Annotated in this window: 28 protein-coding genes; 21 read left to right on the top strand and 7 right to left on the bottom strand. The window is 70.9% G+C overall.

Translation table 11 applies throughout. The features are described 5' to 3' along the window. The first annotated feature begins 51 nt into the window (after nt 1-51). A complete protein-coding gene (locus ACWPQI_RS21415) occupies nt 52-1,452 on the top strand; it encodes an ABC1 kinase family protein (protein WP_010593598.1) in 1,401 nt (466 codons plus the stop codon). A 116-nt stretch (nt 1,453-1,568) separates the two neighbouring features. Here ACWPQI_RS21415 and ACWPQI_RS21410 read toward each other — a convergent pair whose 3' ends face one another. Next, nucleotides 1,569-2,267 (bottom strand): SDR family NAD(P)-dependent oxidoreductase, encoded by a 699-nt coding sequence (locus ACWPQI_RS21410; protein WP_017681964.1) that lies wholly within the window; start codon nt 2,265-2,267, stop codon nt 1,569-1,571. A gap of 178 nt (nt 2,268-2,445) precedes the next feature. Further along, nucleotides 2,446-3,258 (bottom strand): bifunctional hydroxymethylpyrimidine kinase/phosphomethylpyrimidine kinase, encoded by an 813-nt coding sequence (thiD, locus tag ACWPQI_RS21405; RefSeq protein ID WP_017681963.1) that lies wholly within the window; start codon nt 3,256-3,258, stop codon nt 2,446-2,448. 247 nt (nt 3,259-3,505) lie between these two features. On the opposite strand from thiD, the gene ACWPQI_RS21400 reads away from it, so the two are divergent. Beyond that, a complete protein-coding gene (locus ACWPQI_RS21400) occupies nt 3,506-4,213 on the top strand; it encodes an SOS response-associated peptidase (protein ID WP_010593595.1) in 708 nt (235 codons plus the stop codon). Between the two features lie 62 nt (nt 4,214-4,275). Then, nucleotides 4,276-5,064: an alpha/beta fold hydrolase gene (locus ACWPQI_RS21395; RefSeq protein ID WP_268965761.1), complete on the top strand. Its 789-nt coding sequence runs from the start codon at nt 4,276-4,278 to the stop codon at nt 5,062-5,064. A 16-nt stretch (nt 5,065-5,080) separates the two neighbouring features. Here ACWPQI_RS21395 and ACWPQI_RS21390 read toward each other — a convergent pair whose 3' ends face one another. Further along, the gene (locus tag ACWPQI_RS21390; protein ID WP_474738487.1) at nt 5,081-5,542 is read right to left on the bottom strand and encodes an acyl transferase; all 462 of its coding nucleotides are present in this window, start codon (nt 5,540-5,542) and stop codon (nt 5,081-5,083) included. A gap of 81 nt (nt 5,543-5,623) precedes the next feature. Continuing rightward, nucleotides 5,624-5,866: a DUF2630 family protein gene (locus ACWPQI_RS21385; protein ID WP_010593592.1), complete on the bottom strand. Its 243-nt coding sequence runs from the start codon at nt 5,864-5,866 to the stop codon at nt 5,624-5,626. Nucleotides 5,867-5,967: 101 nt separating this feature from the next. On the opposite strand from ACWPQI_RS21385, the gene ACWPQI_RS21380 reads away from it, so the two are divergent. The 16 genes from ACWPQI_RS21380 (at nt 5,968) to ACWPQI_RS21305 (ending at nt 20,206) form a co-directional block, all read left to right on the top strand. Beyond that, complete coding sequence (locus ACWPQI_RS21380; RefSeq protein ID WP_395705095.1) at nt 5,968-6,393, top strand: hypothetical protein; 426 nt, start codon at nt 5,968-5,970, stop codon at nt 6,391-6,393. Between the two features lie 93 nt (nt 6,394-6,486). After that, complete coding sequence (locus ACWPQI_RS21375) at nt 6,487-6,738, top strand: hypothetical protein (protein ID WP_040274862.1); 252 nt, start codon at nt 6,487-6,489, stop codon at nt 6,736-6,738. A 214-nt stretch (nt 6,739-6,952) separates the two neighbouring features. Beyond that, nucleotides 6,953-7,309, top strand: coding sequence for a PadR family transcriptional regulator (locus tag ACWPQI_RS21370; RefSeq protein WP_010593589.1), 357 nt, complete (start codon nt 6,953-6,955; stop codon nt 7,307-7,309). After that, on the top strand, nt 7,309-8,649 hold the full coding sequence (locus ACWPQI_RS21365; RefSeq protein ID WP_203011142.1) for a permease prefix domain 1-containing protein: 1,341 nt from the start codon (nt 7,309-7,311) through the stop codon (nt 8,647-8,649). The genes ACWPQI_RS21370 and ACWPQI_RS21365 overlap by 1 nt, the downstream gene beginning before the upstream one ends. Before the next feature lie 145 nt (nt 8,650-8,794). Then, nucleotides 8,795-9,604, top strand: coding sequence for a crotonase/enoyl-CoA hydratase family protein (locus tag ACWPQI_RS21360; RefSeq protein ID WP_010593587.1), 810 nt, complete (start codon nt 8,795-8,797; stop codon nt 9,602-9,604). Between the two features lie 47 nt (nt 9,605-9,651). After that, complete coding sequence (locus ACWPQI_RS21355; protein WP_010593586.1) at nt 9,652-10,809, top strand: acyl-CoA dehydrogenase family protein; 1,158 nt, start codon at nt 9,652-9,654, stop codon at nt 10,807-10,809. A 32-nt stretch (nt 10,810-10,841) separates the two neighbouring features. Beyond that, the gene (locus tag ACWPQI_RS21350) at nt 10,842-12,392 is read left to right on the top strand and encodes an acyl-CoA synthetase (protein WP_048773751.1); all 1,551 of its coding nucleotides are present in this window, start codon (nt 10,842-10,844) and stop codon (nt 12,390-12,392) included. Further along, entirely contained in the window at nt 12,389-13,012 is a 624-nt protein-coding gene (locus ACWPQI_RS21345) for a TetR/AcrR family transcriptional regulator (protein ID WP_048773753.1), read from the top strand. Before ACWPQI_RS21350 ends, ACWPQI_RS21345 begins: the two co-directional genes overlap by 4 nt. Nucleotides 13,013-13,035: 23 nt before the next feature. Next, a complete protein-coding gene (locus tag ACWPQI_RS21340; RefSeq protein WP_026138049.1) occupies nt 13,036-14,184 on the top strand; it encodes an acyl-CoA dehydrogenase family protein in 1,149 nt (382 codons plus the stop codon). Further along, nucleotides 14,184-15,248: an acyl-CoA dehydrogenase family protein gene (locus tag ACWPQI_RS21335; RefSeq protein ID WP_026138048.1), complete on the top strand. Its 1,065-nt coding sequence runs from the start codon at nt 14,184-14,186 to the stop codon at nt 15,246-15,248. The genes ACWPQI_RS21340 and ACWPQI_RS21335 overlap by 1 nt, the downstream gene beginning before the upstream one ends. A gap of 89 nt (nt 15,249-15,337) precedes the next feature. Beyond that, complete coding sequence (locus ACWPQI_RS21330) at nt 15,338-16,105, top strand: tyrosine-protein phosphatase (RefSeq protein ID WP_048773755.1); 768 nt, start codon at nt 15,338-15,340, stop codon at nt 16,103-16,105. Then, on the top strand, nt 16,102-17,319 hold the full coding sequence (locus ACWPQI_RS21325; protein WP_064065888.1) for a CaiB/BaiF CoA transferase family protein: 1,218 nt from the start codon (nt 16,102-16,104) through the stop codon (nt 17,317-17,319). The genes ACWPQI_RS21330 and ACWPQI_RS21325 overlap by 4 nt, the downstream gene beginning before the upstream one ends. Before the next feature lie 94 nt (nt 17,320-17,413). Continuing rightward, the gene (locus ACWPQI_RS21320; protein WP_268965758.1) at nt 17,414-18,058 is read left to right on the top strand and encodes an FMN-dependent NADH-azoreductase; all 645 of its coding nucleotides are present in this window, start codon (nt 17,414-17,416) and stop codon (nt 18,056-18,058) included. A 267-nt stretch (nt 18,059-18,325) separates the two neighbouring features. After that, entirely contained in the window at nt 18,326-18,469 is a 144-nt protein-coding gene (locus tag ACWPQI_RS21315; protein WP_302069281.1) for a hypothetical protein, read from the top strand. 1 nt (nt 18,470) lies between these two features. After that, nucleotides 18,471-19,397: an ATP-binding cassette domain-containing protein gene (locus tag ACWPQI_RS21310; RefSeq protein ID WP_474738486.1), complete on the top strand. Its 927-nt coding sequence runs from the start codon at nt 18,471-18,473 to the stop codon at nt 19,395-19,397. Next, the gene (locus ACWPQI_RS21305; RefSeq protein ID WP_010593577.1) at nt 19,394-20,206 is read left to right on the top strand and encodes an ABC transporter permease; all 813 of its coding nucleotides are present in this window, start codon (nt 19,394-19,396) and stop codon (nt 20,204-20,206) included. The genes ACWPQI_RS21310 and ACWPQI_RS21305 overlap by 4 nt, the downstream gene beginning before the upstream one ends. Before the next feature lie 253 nt (nt 20,207-20,459). Here ACWPQI_RS21305 and ACWPQI_RS21300 read toward each other — a convergent pair whose 3' ends face one another. Genes ACWPQI_RS21300 through ACWPQI_RS21290 form a run of 3 tightly spaced genes read right to left on the bottom strand, consistent with a single transcriptional unit; the run spans nt 20,460 to nt 22,624 of the window. Further along, nucleotides 20,460-20,774: a WhiB family transcriptional regulator gene (locus ACWPQI_RS21300; protein ID WP_010593576.1), complete on the bottom strand. Its 315-nt coding sequence runs from the start codon at nt 20,772-20,774 to the stop codon at nt 20,460-20,462. Between the two features lie 13 nt (nt 20,775-20,787). After that, complete coding sequence (locus ACWPQI_RS21295) at nt 20,788-21,795, bottom strand: MaoC family dehydratase (protein ID WP_010593575.1); 1,008 nt, start codon at nt 21,793-21,795, stop codon at nt 20,788-20,790. 1 nt (nt 21,796) lies between these two features. Further along, complete coding sequence (locus tag ACWPQI_RS21290; RefSeq protein WP_010593574.1) at nt 21,797-22,624, bottom strand: HpcH/HpaI aldolase/citrate lyase family protein; 828 nt, start codon at nt 22,622-22,624, stop codon at nt 21,797-21,799. A gap of 260 nt (nt 22,625-22,884) precedes the next feature. On the opposite strand from ACWPQI_RS21290, the gene ACWPQI_RS21285 reads away from it, so the two are divergent. After that, nucleotides 22,885-24,036 carry an acyl-CoA dehydrogenase family protein gene (locus ACWPQI_RS21285; protein WP_010593573.1) on the top strand — a complete coding sequence of 384 codons (1,152 nt, stop codon included), beginning with the start codon at nt 22,885-22,887 and terminating at the stop codon, nt 24,034-24,036. Between the two features lie 28 nt (nt 24,037-24,064). Beyond that, nucleotides 24,065-24,820 carry a GntR family transcriptional regulator gene (locus tag ACWPQI_RS21280; protein WP_040274957.1) on the top strand — a complete coding sequence of 252 codons (756 nt, stop codon included), beginning with the start codon at nt 24,065-24,067 and terminating at the stop codon, nt 24,818-24,820. The last annotated feature ends 9 nt before the right edge of the window (nt 24,821-24,829 follow it).

The raw sequence follows: 24,829 nt of genomic DNA, 5'->3' as shown, positions 1-24,829 counted from the left end.
AACTGCCCCGGCCGACAGCCCCGCCGGCAGGCAGAAGGACGAAGGTGACCCGTGCCCGACATCGCGCCCCGACCGACAGGCCCGTACGCCGGGGGACCGCCCGCGTCGGCGCTGCATGTCGACATGCCCCCGCTCGAGCGTTTCGGCCTGCGCGAAGCCGGTCGCACGGTCGTCATCGGGGTGGTGCTCCTCGTCAGCGTCCTGCTGAAACTGCTCGCCTGGCCGCTGCGGCCCGACGGCCGCGGCCCCGCCGATGCCGCTGCCGAGGGCACCGTCGATGCGTTCGAGATCCTCGGTCCCACATTCGTCAAGCTCGGCCAGCTCATGGCGTCGTCGTCCGGGGTGTTCCCCAGGCCGCTGGCCGACGCGTGCCTGCGCTGCCTCGACGACGTCGCACCCGTGCCCGCGGACCGGGCCCGCGCCGTGATCGAGGAGGACCTCGGCCATCCCGTCGGCGAACTGTTCGCCCGGTTCGACGACGTCCCGCTGGCCGCCGCGTCCGTCGGCCAGGTGCATGCGTGCGTCTTGCACGACGGCCGGGAAGCGGTCGTGAAGGTGCAGCGGCCCGGCATCGCCCACCGCATGCTCGTCGACCTGCGGGCGGCCTACGTCGGCGCGCGTCTGCTGCAGGCGTTCGAGTTCTTCCGCATCGCCAACGCCACCGCCATCATCCGCGACCTGCACTCGTCCACGATGACCGAACTCAACAGCGCGGTCGAAGCGGACCGGCAGAGCCGATTCCGGGAGTGCATCGGCGCGTTCGGGGACAACACGACCGTCACCACGCCGCAGGTGTACTGGGACTACTGCGGCCCGCGCGTGATCTGCATGGAACGGCTCCGCGGTGTGCCCATGGACCGGGTGCCCGCCGACTCGGCGATCGACACCAGTCTGCTCATCCGCCGCGGGGTGAAGGTATGGATCGAATCGGTCGTCCTGCACGGACCGTTCCACGGCGACGTGCACGCCGGCAACCTGTGGCTGCTCGACGACGGCCGTCTCGCCTTCCTGGACTTCGGCATCGTCGGTGAGCTGCCCGAGCACTGGCGCGCCATCCTGCGCGACCTGTTCCGCGCGACCGCCATCGACGGGGACTTCGCCCGTGTGGCGCGCGGCATCCGCGCACTCGGCTACACCAGCGGGCTCGACGCCGACGACGCCGAGATCGGCCGCCAGGTGGCGCAGGCGCTCGCTCCGATCCTCGGGCGCGACCTGGGACAGCTGCGGCTCAGCGACCTCATCGTCGCGCTGATCCGGCTCGGCAAGCAGTGGGGGATCGCCAGCCCGGAGGAACTGGTGCTGTTCGGCAAGCAGCTCGGCTACTTCGAGCGCTACGCCACCGCCCTCGCCCCCGGCTGGGTCATCGGCCGGGACCTGTACCTGCTGCGCAACGTCTTCCCCGAGGAGGTGGCGCGCCGCGCCGCCGAACAGGGGCTCGAGCTACCCGCCTGACACGGAGGCGCCGGGCCGCGGAGCGTGCGGACCCATCGCCCAGCTCCGCACGCCGGCGGCATGGTCCGTTCGCTCGGTTCCAGCCGGCCCGGGCGGGGCGTGGTGTGTCCGGCGCGTCAGCCCACGTGGGTGACGGGGATCGAAGCCCCGGTGACGGCGGCGCCGTCGTCGGAGAGCAGGAACCGGATCACCCGCGCGACCTCGGCCGGCCGCGACCACGAGCGCCGGTCAGCATCGGGCATCGCCGCCCGGTTCGCGGGTGTGTCGATGACGACGGGCAGCAGCGCGTTGACCCGGACACCGTCGCCGGCGTACTCGACGGCCAGGGTCTCGGCCAGTGCGGTCACGGCAGCCTTCGACGCGACGTACGCGGCACCCCCGGCGAACGGCCGTTTCGTCGCCGCGGTGGACATGCAGACCACCGACCCGCCGCCGCCCGCGAGCAGGTGCGGCAGCGCCGCGCGGGTCACGGCGTAGGCGGTACGCAGGTTCAGATCCAGCTGGGCGTCGAGGACCTCGACGGGCGTCTCGTGTACCCGGGAGCCCGAGGTGAACCCGCCCACCAGATTCACCACGCCGAACAGCGGCGCGGAGTCGTCGGCGGCCGCGAGCGCGACGGCCTGCCGCAGCTGCGCGTCGTCCGACACGTCCGCCTCCACGAGATGCAGACTCGGATGGTCCCCGAGCCGCCCGAGTTCGGTACGAGCCACCCAGGGGACCACGACCCGCCAGCCCGCCTCGAGCAGATGCGTCGTGACGGCGGCACCGAGACCGCCGGTGCCGCCGGTGACGAGCGCGGACCGGGTCGTGGTCATCGAAGATCCTCTCGGCGAGCGGACGGATGCCCGTCCACGATAGGCGCCGGGCGCACCCGCGCATCGCGATACCGGGCTACGCGCTCCGGTTCCCGACATCGACAACCGTCCCGACGGTTGTCGACGTCCGGATCTGCACTCCGGTAGGCGAATTCGGCCCGCCGGCGGAGAGGGGGCCCTACGCGGAGCGCGACGCCGCGTACGCGCCCTGCCACACCGTGTCGAACGGGGTGTGCGCCCCGACCCGGCCCTCGATACCGGCGGTGACGAAGTCCTTCGCGAGCGCGACGGCGGCCGGCACGTCGGCGCCCTTGGCGAGTTCGGCGGTCACGGCCGCGGCGAGAGTGCAGCCGGCACCCGACACCCGTTCCCGGCCGACCTTCGGCGCGGCGAGGACGGTGACCTGCTCGCCGTCGAAGAGCACGTCGACGGCATCGTCACCGGCGAGTTCGACGCCGCCCTTGGCCAGGACGTACCGCGGGCCCAGGGCATGGATGCGGCGAGCGGCCTCGACGAGGTCGTCGACGGTGTCGATGCGGTCCATCCCCGCCAGGGTGCGGGCCTCGAACAGGTTGGGGGTGACCACCGTGGCCAGGGGAAGCACGGACTCACGCAGCGCGTTGTCGGTGTCGAGCGCCGCCCCGGGTTCCTGACCCTTGCAGATCAGCACCGGGTCCAGAACGACGTGCCGCCACGACCGGCCACGCAGACCTTCGGCCACTACGTCGATCGTGGCGGGGGTGCCGAGCATGCCGATCTTGACGACGTCGAGGTCGTGGGCCGCGGTGGCCGCCTCGATCTGGTCCGCGACGACCTCGGGCGCGATCGGGACGAAGCGGTGCGACCAATTGTTGCGGGGGTCGAAGGAGACGATGCAGGTCGTGGTGCCGACGCCGTAGACGCCCAGCTCCTGAAACGTCTTCAGATCCGCCTGCAGCCCTGCGCCGCCGGTGGCTTCGGACCCGGCGATGACATAGGCGAGGTCGACCACGGTGTACTCCAATCCGATGGGGGACAGACTGCGTGCCGGACCGAGGAGCCCGCACGTCCGGGGAGACCACGGCTGTCCGCGACGTCGTCGCCGGATTCGCGACCGGTCCCGGCACCCAGGCTAGCGCGCCCGGTCCGGCGTCCCGGCCGGACGGCCCCCGCCGATGACCGGCGTCACACGCGTGTCGGTGCGGTGCGGCACCATGGGAACCGACCGGTCGAGGCCCGACGACGGAAGGTGGGTGCCCATGTGCGGTCGGTATGCGAGCACGGTCACCGATCAGGAACTGCGCTCCCTGTTCGACGTGGTGGAGACGGTGGGCGAGCCGCTGCCCCCGTCGTACAACGTCGCGCCGACGCAGACCGTGCGGGTGGTGCTCGAGCGCGCCCCGAAGGGCGAGCCCGGCGCGGAGGCGGTGCGGCAGCTCCGGTCCGCCCGGTGGGGGCTCGTGCCGTCGTGGGCGAAGGACCCGAAGATCGGCAACCGGATGATCAACGCCCGCTGCGAGACGATCACCGAGAAGCCGTCGTTCAAGGCCGCCGCTTCGCGGCGACGGTGCATCCTGCCGGCCGACGGGTACTTCGAGTGGCAGAAGCGCGAGGACGGCACCAAGATCCCGTACTTCCTGCACGGCGACGGCGTGCTCGCGATGGCGGGACTGTACGAGCTGTGGCCCGATCCGGACCTGCCCGACGACCATCCCGACAAGTGGCTGTGGACCGTCACCGTGCTGACGACGGAGGCCACCGATGCGGCCGGGCAGATCCACGAGCGGTGTCCGCTGGTGCTCCCGTCGTCCTTCCACGACGTGTGGCTCGACCCGGCCCTCACCGACCGCGACGACGTCGACGCGCTGGTCGCCTCGGTACCGGAACCTCACCTGCATCCGTACGAGGTCAGCACCGAGGTCAACAACCCCCGCAACAACCGTCCGGAGCTGCTCGAGCCGGTGTGACGGGGCCGGGTCCCCGGGCGTCCGGGTGGCCGCACCCTCCCGGTCCGGGCAGGATGGGCACGATGCACACTCCTCGATTGGCCTGTCGACGTGCCGGTTCCGGCGAGCCGCTGCTTCTCCTGCACGGGATCGGCGCTACTCGCGACGACTTCGCCGAACTCGTTCCGCGCCTCGCCGAGCACTTCGACGTCCTGGCCGTGGACCTTCCCGGCCACGGATCGTCGCCGATGCTGCCGACCCGTCCCACCGTCGAGTCTCTCGGCGCTGCCGTCGCGGCGGACCTCGACGCCCACGGGCTGGATCGGGTGCACGTCCTGGGCAACTCCCTCGGCGGCCGTCTGGCGTTGGACCTGGCGCGGCGCGGACGCGCCAGGTCGGTGGTGGCGCTGTCCCCGTCCGGTCTCGGGTTGCCGCCGGAGCGGGCGTTCCAGGGACTGCTCATGGCCGTCGCGCGGATCGTCAACAAGGCACGCAGCCCGTTGATCGAGCGGATGTCGGACAGCGCCGTCGGGCGCACTGCGCTCACCGCCGGGCTGCGGGCCCTGCCGTGGCGCACCTCGAAGGCTGAATCCCTGTCCGTGAAGGGAGGTTTCGCGGAATCGGAAGGTTACTGGTCGATGCTGTGGAATGCCGTGCTGACGGACGTGCCGACGGGTCTCGACCGCATCTCGTGCCCCGTCACCCTCGCGCAGGGCGTGCTCGACGTCGTCGCATCCGCGCAGACGGTGCGGTACGTCCCACTGATTCCCGGGGCGCGGTTCGTGCCGCTGCCGTGGGCCGGGCACGCGCCGCAGTCGGATGCTCCCGTCGCGATCGTCGACCTCGTGCGGCGGACCGCGGCGCAAGCATGATTCCGGTGCGGGTTCCTCAGTCGATCCGGACGCCGTCCGTGACGACCCAGATGCCGTCGGCCCCCTCGCGGACGGGCTGGCGCAGCTGAAGCACCACGATGCTGCCGTCCGTCCGGTCGGTCACCTCCACGGTGTGCGGGTCGGCCGTGCGCGCCTCGGTGTCGCTCCAGCCGAACCGGTCCGCCACGAACGCCTGCGCGACCAGGGGCGCATCCAGCCGCCACGGCTGGCTGCCCGCGTCGACCGCACGCTGAAGTTCCCCGGCCTCCTCCGGGGTCAGGTTCTCGCCGGGAAAGGACGCGTCGGTCGGTGAAGTGGTGTCCTCGGTCGCTGTGGTCGGCGAGGTGTTCGGCATGGGGGTGCTCTCGGCCGTCGTCGCCGTCACCGGTGCCGGTGACGACGCGGGCACGCCGGTGGTCGGCGCCGGGCCCGGCGGGGTGTCGCCGCACGAGGTGACCAGTCCGAGCGAGAGGGCCACTGCAGCAAGAGTTTTCGATGCTCTGAGCCGCACGCTTTCGAACCTCACGCCGTCCCCCTCGCGGTCCCGGTCACGAGGTCCTCACTGGCGGTAGGACTCGACCTCCCCGACCGGCCGCGCCTCCGCCTCGTCCGGGTCGTTGCCGAACTCGGCTTTCGCGCGGCGTTGCCGGAGCAGGTCCCAGCACTGGTCGAGGCGTTCCTCGACGGCGCGCAGGCGCTGCCGGTCCTGATCGCTCATGCCGTCGCCGCTCGACTTCGAACGCAGCGCCTTCTCCTCGTCCACCAGTTCCTCGATGTGCTGGAAGAGGTCGTTCTCGTCCATGGGAAGACTCCCTCGCTGTGGTCGTCTCCCCGGCATATCCGGCCTCCGACCCCGGTAAACCTGCGCGTTTCCGCGTTCGCCGGCTCGGGTACGTCACAGTCATGAGTATCGAAGACGGCCCCGGCGACACCCTCAGCCCCAGCGAGGGCCTCGACTCCGACGAAGTCCGCAACGACGACGGTGACGAGGTCGTGGACCCGCCGGAGGGCTGGAGCGGTGCCGACCGATTCGGCACCACGCAGCGGGAGGAACAGGAGGGCGAGTTGCTGGACGAGCGCCTCGCGGAGGAGGAGCCCGACGTGGCACCCGCGGAGCCGCTCGAACGGCCGGTCGCGGCCATGCCCGACGACGAACTGACCGAGGATGTCGTCGACGAGGTGGTCGACGGGGACGCCGCCGTCGCGGGCGGCGGTGGGAAGCACGCCGAGGTGGTCGAGGGTGTCATCGTCGAGGACTCGCGCGTCGATCGAGGGCAGATCGACGGCAGTCCCGAGGACGGCGACTCCCTCTTCCCGATCGTCGAGTGAGTCGGGCCGTGAGGAGGTGCCGAAGCCGACACGGAGGGCGCCGAACCGCCGTTGGGGTGTCCGCGGGCGCATTAGCTGTCATGATCATTTGTTATGAGTGACAACTCGGGAGACGCAGGTCGCGGCGGGCTCACCGTCGGCTCGCGGGTGGTGGTGCGCCGCGGCGACGAGAAGAGCCGTGCACCCGGTGTAGTGGTCGAGGACTATGCCAGCGAGGCTGCCCAGGCCGGCGAGCAACTCGGACGGGACTGGGCGCCGGTGCGCCGTTGGGCCGTCGCGCTGGACGACGGCCGGTTGGTCTTCGCCGACGACGACGAGGTGGAGGCGGAGCCGAAGAAGGGCTGACCGCGTCACCGGAGCCGCCTGCCGAACGGGTGGTACCCGGCAGTACGGAGCAACGCAGGCCCACCGCGGGGAGGGCGCCGGACCCCGGCGCCCTCCCCGCGCTGTGCAGAGCGTGCGACGGGCGTTTCGGACGCGCAGTCCGCAGCCGAAGACCGGCCGGCCTATGCCTAGGTCTGCTAGGTTCATGCCTAGCAGACCTAGGCATAGGAGACCTATGTACATCGAGAAGGACCTCGTGGCCGCGTCGGCGACCCCGCTCGTGCTCGGAATCCTCGCCGAGGGCGATTCCTACGGCTACGCCATCCTCAAACGCGTCAAGGACCTGTCCGGCGGACGGATCCAGTGGACCGACGGAATGCTCTACCCCCTGCTGCACCGGCTGGAACGGTCCGGATACGTGTCGGCATCGTGGGGGAGTTCCGACACCGGACGACGACGCAAGCACTACGCGATCACCGACGCGGGACGGAGCGCGCTCGCCGAACGGCGCAGCCAGTGGGACGTGGTCGCGGACGCGCTCGACCAGGTCTGGCGCTGCGCGGAGATGCCCGCGGCCCCCGGGTGGTCGTGATGGACGCCGCGCTGGAGACGCAGATCGGCCGATGGCGAGGTTACGTCGAACGGCGTCGCGTGATCTCCACCGCCGACGCCGACGAGATGGAAGATCATCTGCGGGACCAGATCTCGGATCTGTCCGCCGCGGGACTGGCGGCCGACGAGGCTTTCCTGGTCGCGGTCAAGCGCATGGGCAGCGTGGACGACATCTCCCGGGAGTTCGCGCGCGAGCATTCCGATCGGCTCTGGAAGCAACTCGTCCTGACGTCCGTCGCCGCGGACGGCAGCGGTCCCCGGCCCAGGCGTGAGTTGCTCGTCGTTCTCGCGCTCGCCGTCGGCGGCGCCGTCGCACTGAAGGCGGGACTGGCGACCCTGGACGAGGGCATCGTCGCGCGCAACCTCGGCCTGCTCGTGCTCCCGTTCCTCGCCGCCTACTTCGCGTGGAAGCGCCGGATGTCGCCCCGCGGCGCCGTGGCGCTGCTGGTGCCGTTCGCGCTGGCGGCGGCCGTGACGAACGGATACCCCTTCGTCCCGAGCGGTTCGACCGAGGTGATCGTCGCGATCCACACCCCGATCGTGTTGTGGTTCGTCGTCGGTCTCGCCTACGTCGGTGGCGAGTGGCGGTCCGACCGGCGCCGGATGGACTTCATCCGGTTCACCGGCGAATGGGTCGTCTATCTCACCCTTCTCGCCCTCGGCGGGGGTGTGCTGGTGGGTCTGACGATCGGCGCGTTCGATGCGCTCGGCACGGATGCCGAGTGGGTCGTCGAGGAGTGGGTGCTGCCGTTCGGCGCGGCGGGCGCGGTCGTCGTCGCCGCCTGGCTGGTCGAGGCGAAGCAGAACGTGGTGGAGAACATCGCGCCCGTCCTCACCCGCGTGTTCACCCCCGTCACGATCGTCATGCTGCTGGTGTTGCTCGCGGCCCTCGCGACGACGGGAAGCGTCGTCGACGTCGACCGGAATCTGTTGATCCTGATGGACCTCATCCTCGTCGTCGTCCTGGGCCTATTGCTGTACGCGGTCTCCGCCCGCGAGCCGCATCTGCCGCCCGACCTGTTCGACCGCCTGCAACTCGTCCTCGTCGTCCTTGCGCTCGTGGTCGACGTGCTCATGCTGACCGCCATGCTCACGCGAATCGCGGAGTTCGGTTTCACTCCGAACAAGGTGGCCGCACTCGGGATGAACCTGGTTCTGCTGGTCGGTCTCACCTGGTCGGCTCGGCTCCTGTTCGGGTTCGTCCGTGGCCGCCGCGGTTTCGGCTCCGTCGAACGCTGGCAGACCCGCTACCTGCCGGTCTTCGGGATCTGGGCGGCGCTGGTGGTGTGCGTGCTCCCACCCCTGTTCGACTTCGCGTGAGCGCGGGCGTTCGACTTCGCGTGAGCGCGGCCGGCCCGGCCGTCGCGGCGTCCCCCTCTTTACAACGGGTCCTCGGCACAGTAATTTGAACGATCGTTCGACCTAATCTGCTGCCTGCCGTTCCGTCGGCCGAAAGGACCTCCGCATGAGCGCACCCGAGGACGTCGTACTCTCCAGCCGCGAAGGCCACGTCACGACGTGGACGATCAACCTGCCCGAGGCGCGCAATCCGATCTCCGGCGACGACGTCGTCGAGCGGCTGGTGCAGCTCGTGGACGAGGCGAACGCGGACTACGAGACCCGCGTGGTGATCCTCACCGGCGCCGGGAGCGCGTTCTCGGCCGGCGGCAACGTCAAGGACATGGCCGACCGTACGGGGATGTTCGGGGGTGCCCCGCATCAGCTGCGGGAGGGCTACCGTCGCGGAATCCAACGGCTGCCCAAGGCGATCTACCACTGCGAGGTGCCGATCATCGCCGCCGTCAACGGTCCCGCGGTCGGCGCCGGCTGCGACCTGGCCATGATGTGCGACATGCGGATCGCCTCGAACACCGCGTTCTTCGCCGAGAGCTTCGTCAAGCTCGGCATCATCCCCGGCGACGGCGGCGCCTGGCTGCTGCCCCGCGCCATCGGTGCGGCGCGGGCCGCGGAGATGGCCTTCACCGGCGACCGCGTCGACGCCGCCACCGCGCTCGAGTGGGGCATGGTCTCCCGGGTCGTCGAACCCGATCAGCTGCTCGCCGCGGCCGGTGAGCTCGCCGCCCGCGTCGCCTCGAACCCGCCGCACGCACTGCGCATGACCAAGAAGCTGATGCGCGAGGGGCAGCGCCAGGATCTCGACAGCATCCTCGAGCTCTCGGCGGCGTTCCAGGCCCTCTCGCACCACACCGCCGACCACGGCGAGGCCCTCTCGGCGTTCCTCGAACGCCGCGGCGGGAACTTCACCGGGAACTGACCGCCGCGCCCTCGCGGGTCGCCGCACGCAACGAAGGGAATACGGCCGTGGAGCGGACGATCTTCAGCCGGGAGCACGACGAATTCCGGTCCATGGTGCGCGATTTCATCGCGCGAGAGGTGCTGCCGCATCGCGAGGAGTGGGACGAGCTGGGCCGGCCCCCGCGCGAGTTCTTCCACCGCCTCGGTGAACTCGGCATCCTCGGCATCCAGGTGCCCGAGGAGTTCGGCGGTGGCGGCGAGGCGAGCTTCAAGTACAACGCCATCGTGTTCGAGGAAGTGGCGCGGGCCGGGGTGTCCTTCGGCTCCTACACCGTGCACTCCTGCCTGATCCTGCCGTACCTGCTCGAATACGGCACCGACGAGCAGCGGAAGCGCTGGTTGCCGGACTTCGCGTCCGGGCGGATGATGACCGCCGTCGCGATGACCGAGCCCGGCACCGGCTCAGACCTGGCCAACATCGCCACCACGGCCACGCTGTCCGCCGACGGCTCGCACTACGTCGTCAACGGCGCGAAGACGTTCATCACCGGCGGCGTCACCGCCGACCTGGTCCTCACCGTGTGCCGCACCGCCCCGTTCGACCCGGAGGACCGTCGCGCCGGACTGTCGATCCTCTGCGTCCCCACCGACGCCGAGGGGTTCTCCGTCGGCCGCAAGCTCGACAAGCTCGGTCTGCACCAGCAGGACACCGCCGAGCTGTCGTACCAGGACGTGAAGGTGCCGGTGGAGAATCTCCTCGGCGAGGAGGGCAAGGCCTTCGGCTATCTCGCCCACAACCTGCCCCAGGAACGTCTGAGCATCGCGTTGAACCAGGTGGGCCAGGCCGCGGCCGCGATCGAGCATGCCCTCGCGTACACCCGGGACCGCACGGTGTTCGGCAAGGCGGTGGCCTCCTTCCAGAACACCAAGTTCGTTCTCGCGGAATGTTCCGCCGAGGTGCAGGCGGCGCGGGTCTTCGCCGACCACTGCCTCGAGCTGCTCGACCGGGGCGAGCTGTCGGTCGCCGACGCCGCCCGGGCGAAGCTGTTCTGCACCGAGGTCGCCGGTCGCGTGATCGACAGGTGCCTGCAGCTGCACGGCGGGTACGGCTACATCACCGAGTATCCGATCGCCCGTCTCTACGCCGACACCCGCGTCAGCCGGATCTACGGCGGCACCAGCGAAGTCATGAAGACGATCATTGCCAAGGACCTCGGCCTGTAACCGTACTGCCAGGGCAGGTGGAAGGAGCTCGGATGTATCCCGGACGCTACGCGTCGGTCACCCCGGACAAGCCGGCGGCGATCGAGGCCGCCACCGGCCGTGTGGTGAGCTACCGTGAGCTCGAGGACCGTTCGGTGCAGTTCGCACACTGGCTCCGCGCCCACGGCCTCGGCCTCGGGGACCACCTCGCGGTGCTGTCGGTCAACGACGCCACCGCATTCGAACTGTACTGGGCGGCAGTACGTTCCGGAATGTACGTGACGTTCGTCAACACGCATCTCGCCCCCTCCGAGGTCGCCTACATCGTCGACGACTGCGACGCCACCGCCCTCGTGGTCTCCGCGCCGCTCGCCGACCTGGCCGTCGCCGTTGCCGACGACACACCGAAGGTGCGGCACCGCTTGGCATTCGGCGGCGACATACCCGGACACCTCGGATACGAAGCCGAGATCGCCGCGATGAGCACCACCCCGCCGGCCGACCAGCCCGGCGGCACGGACATGCTCTACTCGTCGGGCACGACCGGCCGGCCGAAGGGGATCAAGCCCGCGCTCAGCGGAGTGCAGGTCGGTGAGCAGGCGGCCTCCAACGCGGTCGGGCTGCTGCAGAGTTTCGGCTTCGACGACGGTTGCGTGTACTACTCCCCGGCGCCGATCTACCATGCTGCGCCGCTGCGGTTCGGGGCCGCGGCGCAGGCCCTCGGGGGCACCGCGATCGTCGCGGGCAGGTTCGACGCCGAGACCTGCCTCGCCGACCTCGAGCGCCACCGCGTCACCCACAGTCAGTGGGTGCCCACGCATTTCGTCCGGTTGCTGAAGCTGTCCGAACGAGCCCGCGGCCGCTACGATCTGTCCGCGATGCGGGTGGCCATCCACTCGGCCGCGCCGTGCCCGGTCGAGGTCAAGCGCGCCATGATCGACTGGTGGGGCGAGCGGATCTACGAGTACTACTCGTCCACCGAATCCGTCGGCAGCACCCTCGTCTCGCCGCGGGAGTGGCTCCGCAAACCCGGCACCGTGGGCCGCACCGGTCACGGCCACCCCAGCCGTGCCCACATCTGCGCCGAGGACGGAACGGAGTTGCCGCCCGGGCAGATCGGGTCGATCTACTTCGAACGTCCCGGGTACAGCTTCGAGTACCACAACGATCCGGAGAAGACGGCCGAGTCGCGCCACCCGCTCCACCCCACCTGGGCGACGACCGGGGACATCGGATATCTCGACGAGGACGGCTACCTCTTCCTCACCGACCGGGCCATGTTCACCATCATCTCCGGCGGGGTCAACATCTACCCGCAGGAGATCGAGAACGCACTCGCCTTGCACCCCAAGGTGTTCGACGTCGCAGTGATCGGCGTGCCGGACGCCGAGATGGGCGAATCGGTCCGGGCGGTCGTCCAGCCGGCGGTGGGCGTCGCCGGCGACGAGGCGCTCGCCGCCGAGTTGATCGCCTACTGCCGCGACCGCATCGCCGGGTACAAGTGCCCGCGCAGCGTCGACTTCGTCGACGCGCTGCCCCGGACGCCCACCGGCAAGCTCGTCAAGGGGGCGCTGCGCCCCGTGACCGCCGGAGGTGACCGATGAGCGTCCGGCGGGGAACGTATGCACGACACGGAGACACCGTCGTCCCCTCGGAGCGGCAACGGGTGTTCATCGAGGCGGCCCGTCGCGAGTTCGTCCGCAACGGATACGGGGCCTCGTCGATCCGGACGATCGCCCAGGAAGCCGGCGTCAGCCTGTCCGCGCTGTACTACCACTACAAGAACAAGCAGGACCTGCTGCTGGCCATCCTGATCGACGGCGTCAACGCCTTCGACGCGATGTGCGACGAGGAACTCTCGCGTGTCGGGGACGACCCGGTGGAGCGACTGCGGGCCCTGGTGTTCGCCCTCGTCCGGTTCCGCACCACCTGCCAGGAGCAGAGCCTGATGATCGGCACCGAGGTCCGCAACCTGGAACCGGAGAACGCGGCGGTCTACGAGCAGCGGCGACGTTCCGGAAACGAGTTGCTGGGCAGCATCATCGAGGACGGCGTGAAATCCGGAGCGTTCACCACCCCGTACCCGGAGGATTGCCGTCGCTCGATCCTGGCGATGACGACCTCGATCGCGAACTGGTACGACCCGGACGGTCCGGACACCCCCGCCGACATCGCGGCCCGGTACGGCGACCTGGCCCTGCTGCTGCTGCAACCGCGACCCTGACCCCCTCACGGAAGAAGACGACGATGCGTACATCACTGGTGCCGTCCGCCGGTGCCCCCGACCCGAGCCTCGCCGCGTTGCGAGCCGAGGTGCGCGCCTTCCTGCGCGAGCAGATCGACGCAGGCGTGTTCACCCCCGGCGTGGACACCTGGCTCGCCCGCTGGAACACCGACTTCACCAAGGCCCTCGCCGCCCGCGGCTGGGTCGGCATGACCATCCCCACCGAGTACGGCGGGCACGGCCGCACCTTCATGGAGCGTTTCGTCGTCACCGAGGAACTCCTCGCGGTCGGCGCACCGGTCGCCGCCCAGTGGGTCGCGGACCGGCAGGCGGCGCCGTCGCTGCTCAAGTACGGCACCGAGGAGCAGAAACGGCGGTTCCTGCCCGGCATCGCCCGCGGCGAGATCTGCTGGGCCATCGGCATGAGCGAACCCGAGTCCGGATCCGACCTGGCGAGCGTGAAGACCAGGGCCGTGGAGGTCGACGGCGGCTGGCGCATCACCGGCACCAAGCTGTGGACCTCCGGCGCCCACCACGCCGACGCCTTCTTCGCGCTGGCCCGCTCCGCGCCGCTCGACCCGGCGCACCGGCACGCCGGACTGAGCCAGTTCATCGTCCTGCTGGACTCGCCCGGCGTGGAGATCCGGCCCGTGCTGTCGATGTCCGGTGAGCACCACTTCAACGAGGTCGTCCTCGACGACGTGTTCGTGCCCGACGACCTCGTGCTCGGCACCGTCGGCGACGGCTGGGCGCAGGTCACCTCCGAACTCGGCTACGAGCGCAGCGGCCCGGAACGCTTCATGTCCACGTTCGGGGTGCTCGCCGGGGCGGTGGACGAGGCCGGCGCCGGCCGTCTGCCGGCCGACCCCCGCATCGGCGCGTTCGTCGGCCGGATCTTCGGCCTGCACCACATGTCCCGCGGGGTGTCCGAGGCACTGCAGCGGCACGAGAACGCGGAGGTCGCCGCGTCGGTGGTCAAGGTGCTCGGCACCCAGACCGAGGGCGACATCGCCGACCTCGCCGACGAACTGGCCGACGAGAGCGACACCGCCGGGGAGGGGTTCGCCGAACTGGTCCGAGCCGGCGTCATGCAGCGTCCCGGATTCACCCTCCGAGGCGGCACGAGTGAGATTCTGCGCGGGGTCATCGCGCGGGGATTGGGGATGCGCTGATGAGTAACGCGACTACTGGCAACGACGTCGAGATGCGCGAACTCGCGCAGATGCTCGAACAGCTCTTCGGTGAGCGCCGCGGCGACGATCACCGCCTCGACGGGCCGCTGCGTCTCGACCGCGAACTGTGGTCGACCCTGGCCGAACTCGGTCTCGCCCGGCTCACCGGTCCGGAGGCGGACGGGGGCAGTGAGGCGGGCTGGGCCGAAGCCGCCTACCTGCTCGGCGCCGCGGGCGCCGGTGCCGCGGCGGTGCCGGTTGCCGAGAACGACCTCCTCGCCGGCTGGCTGCTGCAGCTGTCCGGCTGCGAGCGCGCGGTGACCGATCCGGCGGCGGCACGCACCGCCGCCGTGCTGACCGCCGACGGCTCGGCCCGGCACGTGCCGTGGGCCCGCGACGTCGACGCCGTCGTCGTGCTGTGGGAGGCGGACGGCACGTGGCGGGTCGCCGACGTCGCCCGCGCCGACGTCGAGGTCACCGAGGCGGTCGACGTCGCGTCCGAGCCGCGCGACCACATCCGCGTCGACGTCGCCGCGCTCTCCGGTGCCGAGGTGCCGGACGGCACCGCGGAGGAGTTCCTGCGCCGGGGCGCGCTCGCCCGGGCGCTGGCGATGAGCGGCGCGATGGAGCGGGTGCTCGACCTGGTGGTCGGCCACACCACCGCCCGCGTCCAGTTCGGCCGTCCGCTCGCCAAGTTCCAGGCGGTGCAGCACCTGGTGTCGGACATCGCCGCCGAGGGGGCGCTCGCCCGCGCCGCCGCGCAGGCCGCCGTGACGATCGCCGAGGATTCCGGATTCGGCAGCGACGAAGCGGGATTCGCGATCGCCGCCGCGAAGTCCTGTGCGGGGCACGCCGCGTCGGTGGTGGTGCGCAACGCCCACCAGAGTCTCGGCGCGATCGGCTTCACCATGGAGCACGAGCTGCACCGGCACGCGAACCGGCTGCTGTCGTGGCGCCGGGAATTCGGCTCCGTCCGGTTCTGGGACGACAGGCTCACCGCGGCGGCCGTCGAGGCCGGTTCCCGGGGGCTCTGGCCGCTGATCACCGACGGCCGGCCGGAGTAGTCCGTACCGGGACCCCGCTGGACAGGGACCGCCGGTCGGGTATCGACTGTGGGGCGACGGGGCACGGGGTCCCGGACGAACGAGAAGGGGTGCACGTGCAGGACGAAGAGCAGTCCGGACCCGGGCCGGTGAACCTGCGGGACCTCGGTGGGCTGGCGCTGACCGACGGCGGCCGCACCGCCGCCGGTGTGCTGTACCGCGGCGATGCCTGCTACACCGGCGACGTGGTTCGCGGACTCCTCGCCGAGCGGCCCCCCACGACGGTCGTCGACCTGCGCTCCGACGCCGAGCGCGGCCACCGCACCTACACCTGGCCGGACGGCACGCACGTGCACCGGCTGTCGCTGCACGCGGACGCCGCGCCGGGCGGGCGCACCGGCCTCGCCGAACTCTACGGCCGCGTGGTCGACGTGGCCGCACCGCTGTTCGCCGGGCTCGTGCCGGTCGTCGCGCGGGCCGCGGGCCCGGTCCTCGTGCACTGCACCGCCGGCAAGGACCGCACCGGCCTCGCCGTCGCCGTCCTGCTGCTCGCGGCGGGGGTGGAACCGCAGGCCGTCGTCGACGACTACGTGGCCACCGACACGAACATGCCCCGTCTGTACCGTCGCTGGGAGGCCGTCGGCCTGCGCGTGGGCGGCTCGTCCCCGGGCGGTGGCCGGGCGGTACCGTCGGAACTGTTCCGCGCGCCCGCCGAGGCGATCACTCCGATCGTGGAACGCCTCGTCGCGCATCCCGGCGGGCCGGAGGCGTGGCTGATCGACCACGGCGCGCCGGAGGACGATGTGCGACGGTGGCGCTGCCGTGCCCGGGGAGAGGCCGCGACGGCATACGAAGACAGGAAGGCGCACACGCGATGAGCGAGCACAGCGAGCCGGGAAGCGAGGCATCGACGGGCCTGCCGCTGGCGGGCATCACCGTCGTCAGCCTCGAGCAGGCGGTCGCCGCCCCCATCGCGACCCGCCACCTCGCCGATCTCGGCGCCCGCGTCATCAAGATCGAACGCATCGGGGAGGGCGACTTCGCCCGCAACTACGACGCCGCCGTCCACGGGCTGGCGTCGCACTTCGTGTGGCTCAACCGCGGCAAGGAGTCGATCTGCATCGACCTCAAGGCCGCCGAGGGCCTCGCCACGGTGCGTCGCCTCGTCGACGACGCCGACGTGGTGCTCCAGAACTTCGCGCCCGGCGCGGCGGCGCGGCTCGGGCTCGGCGCCGACGAGCTGCGGCGCGCGCGGCCCGAGCTGATCGTGGTGAACATGACCGGTTACGGCACCGAGGGCCCGCTGCGCGAGCGCAAGGCCTACGACATGCTGGTCCAGGCCGAGACCGGGCTGTGCTCGATCACCGGCACCCCGGAGACCGCCACGAAGACCGGCATCCCGACCTCCGACATCGCCGCCGGCATGTACGCGCTCACGTCGATCCAGGCGGCGCTGTTCCGGCGCGAGCGCACCGGAGCGGGTGCGACGATCGACGTGTCGATGTTCGATGCGACCGTCGAGTGGCTCGGCCACCCGATGTACCTGCAGATGTATCAGGACACGCAGGTCCAGCGGATGGGTCTGAGCCACGCGTCGATCGCGCCCTACGACGCGTACCCGACCGTCGACGGGAAGATCCTCATCGGCGTGCAGAACGACCGCGGCTGGCGGGCGCTGGTCACCGAGGTGTTCGGCCGCCCGGATCTCGCCGGGCACCCGAAGTTCGCGACGAACATCCTGCGGGTGCAGCACCGCGCCGAGACCGACGCGGTCGTCGCCGAGCACACGCGCCGCTTCGAGACCGCCGAACTCGACAAACGGCTCGCCGCCGCGGGGGTACCCGCCGCCCGGCTGAACGAGATGAAGGATCTGATCGAGCACCCGCAGCTCGAGGAACGGAACCGCTGGCGGGAGGTGGGCACCGAGGCGGGCCCGGTGCGGGCCGTGCTGCCGCCCATGACGTTCTCCGACGTGGAGATGCGCATGGGGGCGGTCCCGGCGCTGGGCCAGCACACCGACGCGGTGCTCACCGATCTCGGCCTCACCGACGAGCAGATCGCCGGGCTGCGTGCCGCCGGCATCGTGCAATAGCCGGTAGCCGACCCGGCACGGTCATCGACCCGGCGCAGTGATCCACCGGCGCAGTGATCCACAGGTGCAGTACTCGAACCCGAAGGAGCCCGACGTGCCCCAGCTGTTGCAGCTCGATTCGTCCGCGAACCTCGAGATGTCCGTCTCCCGCGAGCTGACCCGTCTCTTCGCCGACACGTGGCGCCGGCGCGGACCCGGCCACACCGTGATCCAACGGGACCTGCACCGAGACCCGGTCCCGCATCTCGGGGACGCGGAACTGCACTACGCGCCACGCCTGCGGGCACCCGGCGCCTCCGTCGATCCCGCGGCGGAGGCCTTGCAGACGGAGCTGATCGCCGAGGTCCGGAGCGCCGATGCCGTCGTGATCGGTGCCCCGATGTACAACTGGTCGCTGCCGTCGACGCTGAAGGCGTGGATCGACCACATCCACGTACTCGGCACCACCGTGCCGTTCGACACCCCGGACCAGCCGTTCGCGGGCACGCCCGTCGTCGTGATCTCGAGCCGCGGGCTGGCCTACGGCCCCGGCGACCCGGACGAGGGCCTCGACCACACCGTGCCGCCGCTGCAGCAGGTGCTCGGCACGTCGCTGGGCATGGACGTCACGGTCGTGACCGCCGAATACACCCTGGCGGGACGTATTCCGGCACTGGAGCCGATGACCGAGCGCTCCACGGCAAGCCTGGACGCGGCGCGCGAACGGGTGCAGCGGCTCGCGCACGGTCTCGGCGCCTGAGCCGGGCGCGGCCGGTCCTCTCGTCGGCTCTCAGGCGAATCCGGCGGCGGCTCCGAGGTCTTCAAAGGTAGTTCCGCGCCAGTGACTGCGCTGGGAGATGCGTCGTTTATGGCTGGCCGACGGGGCTCCCCCTCACGTCCATTCGTTCGGTTCTTCCGGGCCGCGCTCGAGCGGTCGCTGTCGGTGTGATGCGTCCAAATCGCGGGTCGCTCGTCAGAGATGTCGACTTCCCAACCCAGGGGAGCGCCGTCTCGGAAGGACCCTCAGATGACGACCATCCGTGTCCACATCGCGCTCGACGCCGACGACACCGACGCACCACCCCTCCTTGCGGGGGTGCCCCGACGTCCGGGCCGGCGACGCCGGAGCGCGCTGGCAGTGCACGTGCCCGGCACCGGTTCGGAGGCGTGAGATGAACGCCCCTGCAGTAGTAGTGGACGATCTCCATGTCGCCTACGACAAGACGTGGGCGCTCGACGGCCTCGACCTCGAGGTGCGGGCGGGCACGACGCTCGGCGTGCTCGGCCACAACGGCGCCGGTAAGACGACCTTGATTCGCGTGCTCACCACGCTGGTGCGGCCGACCGTCGGCCGGGCGCTGGTCGAGGGCCTCGACGTCGTCACCGACGCGATGGACGTGCGCCGCCGGATCGGAGTCACCGGCCAGTATGCCGGACTCGACGAGTTCCTCACTGCCCGAGAGAATTTGGAACTGATAGGCCGCCTCGCCGGTCTGCGCGGCCGGGCACGGGCTCGGGCCGACACTCTGATCGACCGGCTCGGGTTGCTCGACCTCGCGTCGCGGCGGGTCGGTGAACTCTCCGGTGGGTCACGACGTCGGGTCGACCTGGCCGCCAGCCTGGTCGGATCTCCGTCGGTACTGTTCCTCGACGAGCCGAGCACCGGCCTGGATCCCATCGCCCGCAGCGCGCTGTGGGACGTCGTCGACGAACTCACCACCAACGGCACCACCGTCGTGCTCACGACCCAGTACCTCGAAGAGGCCGACCGGCTTGCCGACCACATTGTCGTGCTCAACCGGGGGCGGGTCGCCGCCCGCGGTACGCCCGCCGAGCTGAAGCGGATTGTCGGCGGCAAGGTGGTGACCGCCACGATTCCCACGCACCAGCTCGGCGGCCTGCCGTTCGGGCCCGAGACCGAGAATCCCGTCGACGGCGGTCGGGTCCGTGTCTCGCTCACCGTCGGCGACGCGATGACCGCTGCCGAACTCGTCGCCCAGCTCGCCCGGGACCGCGTCGACGTCAGCGACCTCGATGTCGCCTCGCCCAGCCTCGACGACGTCTTCACCCACCTCACCCACGACGGAGCCACCCCATGAACGCCATGCTCACCACCCGATCCGGGCGGTCACCCGCCGCAGACCAGCTCGCGGCCCTTGTGGTCCGCAATCTGCGCACCAGTGCCCGCGTCCCGCAGTTGCTGATGTTCTCGCTGACGATGCCGATGGCGATGTTGGTCCTGTTCAGTCAGGTGTTCCGCAGTGTGGCGGCCGGACCCGGTTTCCCTCCCGGGGTCAGCTACATCGACTTCCTCACCCCCGCCATGCTGGCAGTCTCCACCGTGATGGCCGGCACCAACGCGGGGGTGTCCGCGGCGATCGATCACACCAACGGCCTGCACGACCGCTTCGCCGCGCTTCCCATGCGGGCGGCGCTGCCCGGTGTGGCGCGCACGCTCAACGAAGCCGCGTTCACACTCGCCCGGGCCGCGCTCCTCGGTGTCGCCGCCGTCGTACTCGGGTTCGAGTTCCATGGCACCGTCGTCGACGCCCTGGCCGGCATCGTCGTGCTCGCCGTGCTGGCCGCGGCGATGAGTGCCCTGTTCGGGCTCATCGGTGACCGGCTCCGCCGTCCCGATGTGGTGCAGTTCGCCGGGATGATGGTGATGATGCCGCTGATGTTCGTCTCGAGCGCGTTCGCCCCGCTCGAGACCATGCCGGGTTGGATGCAGGCCGCCGCGACGCTCAACCCGGTCGCCCACGCCACCGATGCCCTGCGCGGATACGAGCTCGGCACCGCCACGTTCGGCGACACGGCCACTGCCGTTGTCGCCGCGGTCGCGCTGTGGGCGACGGTGACGCTCCTGCCCGGCATCGCGCGCCGGTTGCGCGCGTCGGTCGCGCGTTGAGCCTGCCCACCTGGGCGGTGCGCTGCCCGGATGGTTCATACCCGCGATCGGACTGACCGTCCACGGGACTGGAAGGTCGTCGTCGGTCGAACAGATCGCTCGACTGTGTAGTCGAGAGAAGGCGCAGGAGGCGAAGATCGCGCCCTACCTGAACGACCTCGTCATGCAGCGCGGACGCACACGCCGTGGGCGCTCGAATGGGACCTGCGACGAGATCGCCACGCCGGGGGGGAGTGAGCGACCGCGGGTAGGGTCAGCCGGCCGCCGACGTAGCACGGTCCGGCAGCCAGCGGACGTACCGCAGTCCGCGGCGTTCCCTCTCGGTGAGTCCGCCCCAGATTCCGTGCTGTTCCTTGTTCTTCACGGCATGGTCGCGGCACGCGATACGAACGGGGCAGGGTGCGCAGATGTCCCGGGCCGCTCGTTCCCGGCGTTGCCGCTCGCCCAGGGTCTCGCCCTCGGGGGCGTAGAAGGTGTCCGGTCCGATGAACCGGCAGCGGGCGTGCAGACGCCAGTCGGGTGCGTCGGGGGCGACGATGGGGTCCGGTGCCGGGGCAGGAGAAGTCATGTCGGTTCCGGGGTCAGGCCATGAGTGCGGTGAAGCGCCAGTCCAGCACGGCTGCCGGCGCGTCGGTGCCGCGGTGGGCGTGGACGATCGAGCGCAGTTCGAGGACGCCCCCTCCGCTGTCGAGGGGGTGGGCGGACTCGACGTGCAGGTCGCTGGTGAGGGTGTCGCCCTCGTGGACCGGGCCGGTGTGGTCGCACGAGTGCCAGCCGAGGACGGTGACGAGGTTCGGCAGCGCCCGGGTGGCCTGGGCCAGGGCGAGACCGATGGTGTGACCCCCGTACACCAGTCGTCCTGCGGCACCGACACGTTCGTCGTGGTGGGTGGCGGCGATGTTGAGGGTCAGCCGCGCCAGCTCGGGTGCGCTGGTCACGACGTCGCCGCTCGACCGCAGCACCGCACCGGCCAGCGACGGATCGAAATGCGTTCCTGGAACCCGTGTCCGGTAGGCGGCGAGATCCCAGTCGGCGGGCGCGGACCACCGCGGCGGCTCCTGCGGGCCGATCGCGGACAGGTCGTCGGCGGCCACGACGCGTTCGGGATCGGGGTTTTCGTTCAGCGGCAGCATCGCGCACCGGTAGAAGTCGAGGACGGTCCGTCCGTTCTGGTCGACGGTGTTCATCCGCAGCGCCGCCAGGCCGGTGGGTTTGCGGCCGGGCTTGACCGAATTCTCCTTCAGACCAACCACTTCGGTGGTCGTGTAGAGCGTGTCACCGAGGTGCGGGAAGCGGTGGAAGCGCAGGCCGCGGTAGAACAGGTTGGCCTTGACGTGGTGGGTGACCAGGGTGGACTGGCCGATCGCGAGATCGGTGACGAGCCCGGCGTGCGCGACGGGCCCACCGGCGACGGCCGCCGACAGGTGCGCATCGAGGGGCAGGCGCAGCCGGTCGCCGAGGATCGCCTGGTGGGCGGCGGCGAGGCCGTCGGTGATCGTGACCGCGGGGGCGGTGTCGAAGACCTGGCCGACGGTCAGCTCGTCGAAGTAGGGGCCGCCGACCTCGGTGGCGGCGTTCGCGGTGGTCATCTCAGTTCTCTCCGATCAGGGCGAGGGTGCGGCGGGCGGCGACGGCGACCGCCTCGTCGAGCATCTGTCCGTCGAGCTGGGCGGCGCCCGCGCCGCGGGCCTCGGCCTCGGCCAGGGCGGCCAGCACCCGCCGCGCCTGCTCGGCCTGCTCGTCGTTCGGGGTGAAGGCCGCTGCGGCCGAGTCGATCTGGGCAGGGTGGATGACCCATTTGCCGTCGAAGCCGAGGTCGGCGGTCCAGCGGGCGGCGTGACGGAACCGATCGTCGTCGGTGATGCCGAGGAACGGGCCGTCGATCGCCTGCACGCCCGCGGCGCGGGCGGCGTGCAGGATCCGGTCCTGCACGTACAGCCAGTGCTCGGGGGCGGCGGTGCGGGTGCGGCCGAGCGCGGCGCCGAGGTCGGCGTAACCGAGGATCACCGCGGCCAGTCGCGGGCCGGTGACGATCTCGTCGAGGCGGGTCACCCCGGCCGGCGTCTCGATCAGCGCCTGCACGGCCAGGTCGGTATCGCCTGCCGCCGTGAGGATCCGGTCGGTCTCGGCGAGGTCGGCCGGGCCCTCGACCTTGGGCACCACCACCGACGACAGGGCCGATCCGAGGGCGGCGCAGGCGCGCAGGTCGTCGGCGAACCACGGCGTGCCGGGACCGTTGACACGCACCGCGATCGTGCGACCGGTGCCGTGCGTGGACACCAGGTCGGCGACGAGGTCGCGGGCGGTGTCCTTGTGGCCGGTGGCGACGGCGTCCTCGAGGTCGAGAACCACCTCGTCGGCCGGGGAGGCCAGAGCCTTGCCGGCCTTGCGGTCGTCGGAGCCGGGGGCGACGAGCACGGCTCGCCGGCGGCGGGGCTGGGCGAGAGTCACGGATCAACCTCTGCTGTGGGGCGGTCGGGAACGCGCTAAATGTACGGCCATTGTCCGGTCCGGCGCTACCCGGAGCGGACCTATAGGCGACGGCAGGGTCGACGTATAGGCGGTTCGAGGGGTGTCGTGCGACCGGATGGTGTTGACACGGCCGGGTGCGCCACGAAAAATGGCCGTACAAATGACGGGTGGGATCGCAGGTCCCGTGTCGATTCGAGGATTTTTCCGTGAGCTACCTGAGCGACGAAGAGACCTACCTGGTCAAGACGGTGCGCGAGTTCATCGACCGGGAGGTCAAGCCGTCGGTGCAGGAGGTCGAGCACTCAGGCGAGTACCCCGAGAAGTGGATCGAGCAGATGAAGCAGATCGGGATCTACGGGCTGGCCGTGCCGGAGGAGTACGGCGGGATGCCGGTGTCGATGCCGTGCTACGCGCAGGTCACCGAGGAACTCGCCCGCGGCTGGATGAGTCTGGCCGGGGCGATGGGCGGGCACACCGTCGTCGCCAAGCTGCTGGTGCTGTTCGGCACCGAGGAGCAGAAGCAGCGTTGGCTGCCGAAGCTCGCGACCGGTGAGGTGCGCGCGACGATGGCGCTGACCGAGCCGGGCGGCGGCTCGGACCTGCAGGCGATGACCACCACCGCCCGCCGGGACGGCGACGACCTGGTGATCACTGGCGCCAAGACGTGGATCACCAACGCCCGTCGCGCCGGGCTGATCGCGCTGCTGTGCAAGACCGACCCGGCCGCCACCCCCCGGCACAAGGGCATCTCCATCGTCCTGGTCGAGCACGGGCCCGGCCTGACCGTCTCGCGGGATCTGCCCAAGCTCGGCTACAAGGGCGTCGAGTCCTGTGAGCTGAGCTTCGACGGCTACCGCGCCCCGGCGACGGCGATCCTCGGCAGCGAGCCCGGCCGGGGTTTCGGGCAGATGATGAAGGGCCTCGAGACCGGCCGCATCCAGGTCGCGTGCCGCGCCCTCGGCGTCGCCGCGGCCGCGCTCGAGGACTCCCTGGCCTACGCGCAGCAGCGCGAGAGCTTCGGCCAGCCCATCTGGAAGCACCAGTCGATCGGCAACTACCTGGCGGAGATGGCCACCAAGCTCACCGCGGCACGGCAGCTGACCCGCTACGCGGCCGAGCGCTTCGACAGTGGCGAGCGGTGCGACATGGAGGCCGGCATGGCCAAGCTGTACTGCTCGGAGATCGCGATGGAGATCGCGCTGAACGCGGTGCGCATCCACGGCGGCTACGGCTACTCCACCGAGTACGACGTCGAACGCTACTTCCGCGACGCCCCGCTGATGATCGTCGGCGAGGGCACCAACGAGATCCAGAAGGGCGTCATCGCGTCCCAACTGGTGGCCCGCGGCGGCCTGTGACCGCCCGTCACTAGGATCCGTGATCGTCATGGGCGAACGCGACACGGAACCGGCGTACGCGCAGCTGTCGCGACGGCTGCGCGAGGCCGTCGACGCCGGCGAGTACCGCGGCGGCGTGCGGCTGCCCACCGAGGCCGAACTCGCGCAGCGCTACGGACTGAGCCGGCAGACGGTGCGGCGGGCGTTCCAGGACCTCGTCGCCGACGGCGTCGTCTACCGGGTGCCCGGCCGCGGCACATTCGCCGACGAGGGCGGGCGGCGCTACCGGCGCCAGCTCGGCTCCATCGAGGACCTGCTCGACCTCGCCGCCGACACCACGATGGAGATCGTCGCGCCACTGAGACGCGGCGTGCACATCGAGGCCGCGAGCCGGCTGCGACTGGACACCGATCTGGTGCATTCGGTGGCGCTGCGCCGCGTGCACGACGGGATCCCGTTCGCGCTGACCACCGTGTACCTGCCCGATCACGTGGCCGCGCACGTGCTCGATGCCCCGGAGCTCGCGGCCGGGGCGTCGAGCCGGAACACTGTGATGGGTCTGCTCGAACCGCACCTCGAGCATCCCATCGTCGAGGCGGCACAGACGATCACCGTCGCGCGGGCCACGGACGAGGTTGCGCGCGAGCTGAACTGCACCGCGGGGCATCCCCTGCTGCGGGTGGACCGGCTGTACTCGAACGATCTGGGCGAACCCGCCGAGCTGTCCGTCAGTTACTTTCTGCCCGAGCACTACACGTATCGCGTCACCCTCCGTCGCGCCGGACACCGTCCGCAGCGGCCCTGACCCAGGAGA

Source organism: Rhodococcus sp. LMD, assembly GCF_056108245.1.
The sequence above is the reverse complement of the archived record's forward strand: the minus strand, read 5'-3'. Positions and strand labels throughout refer to the sequence as shown.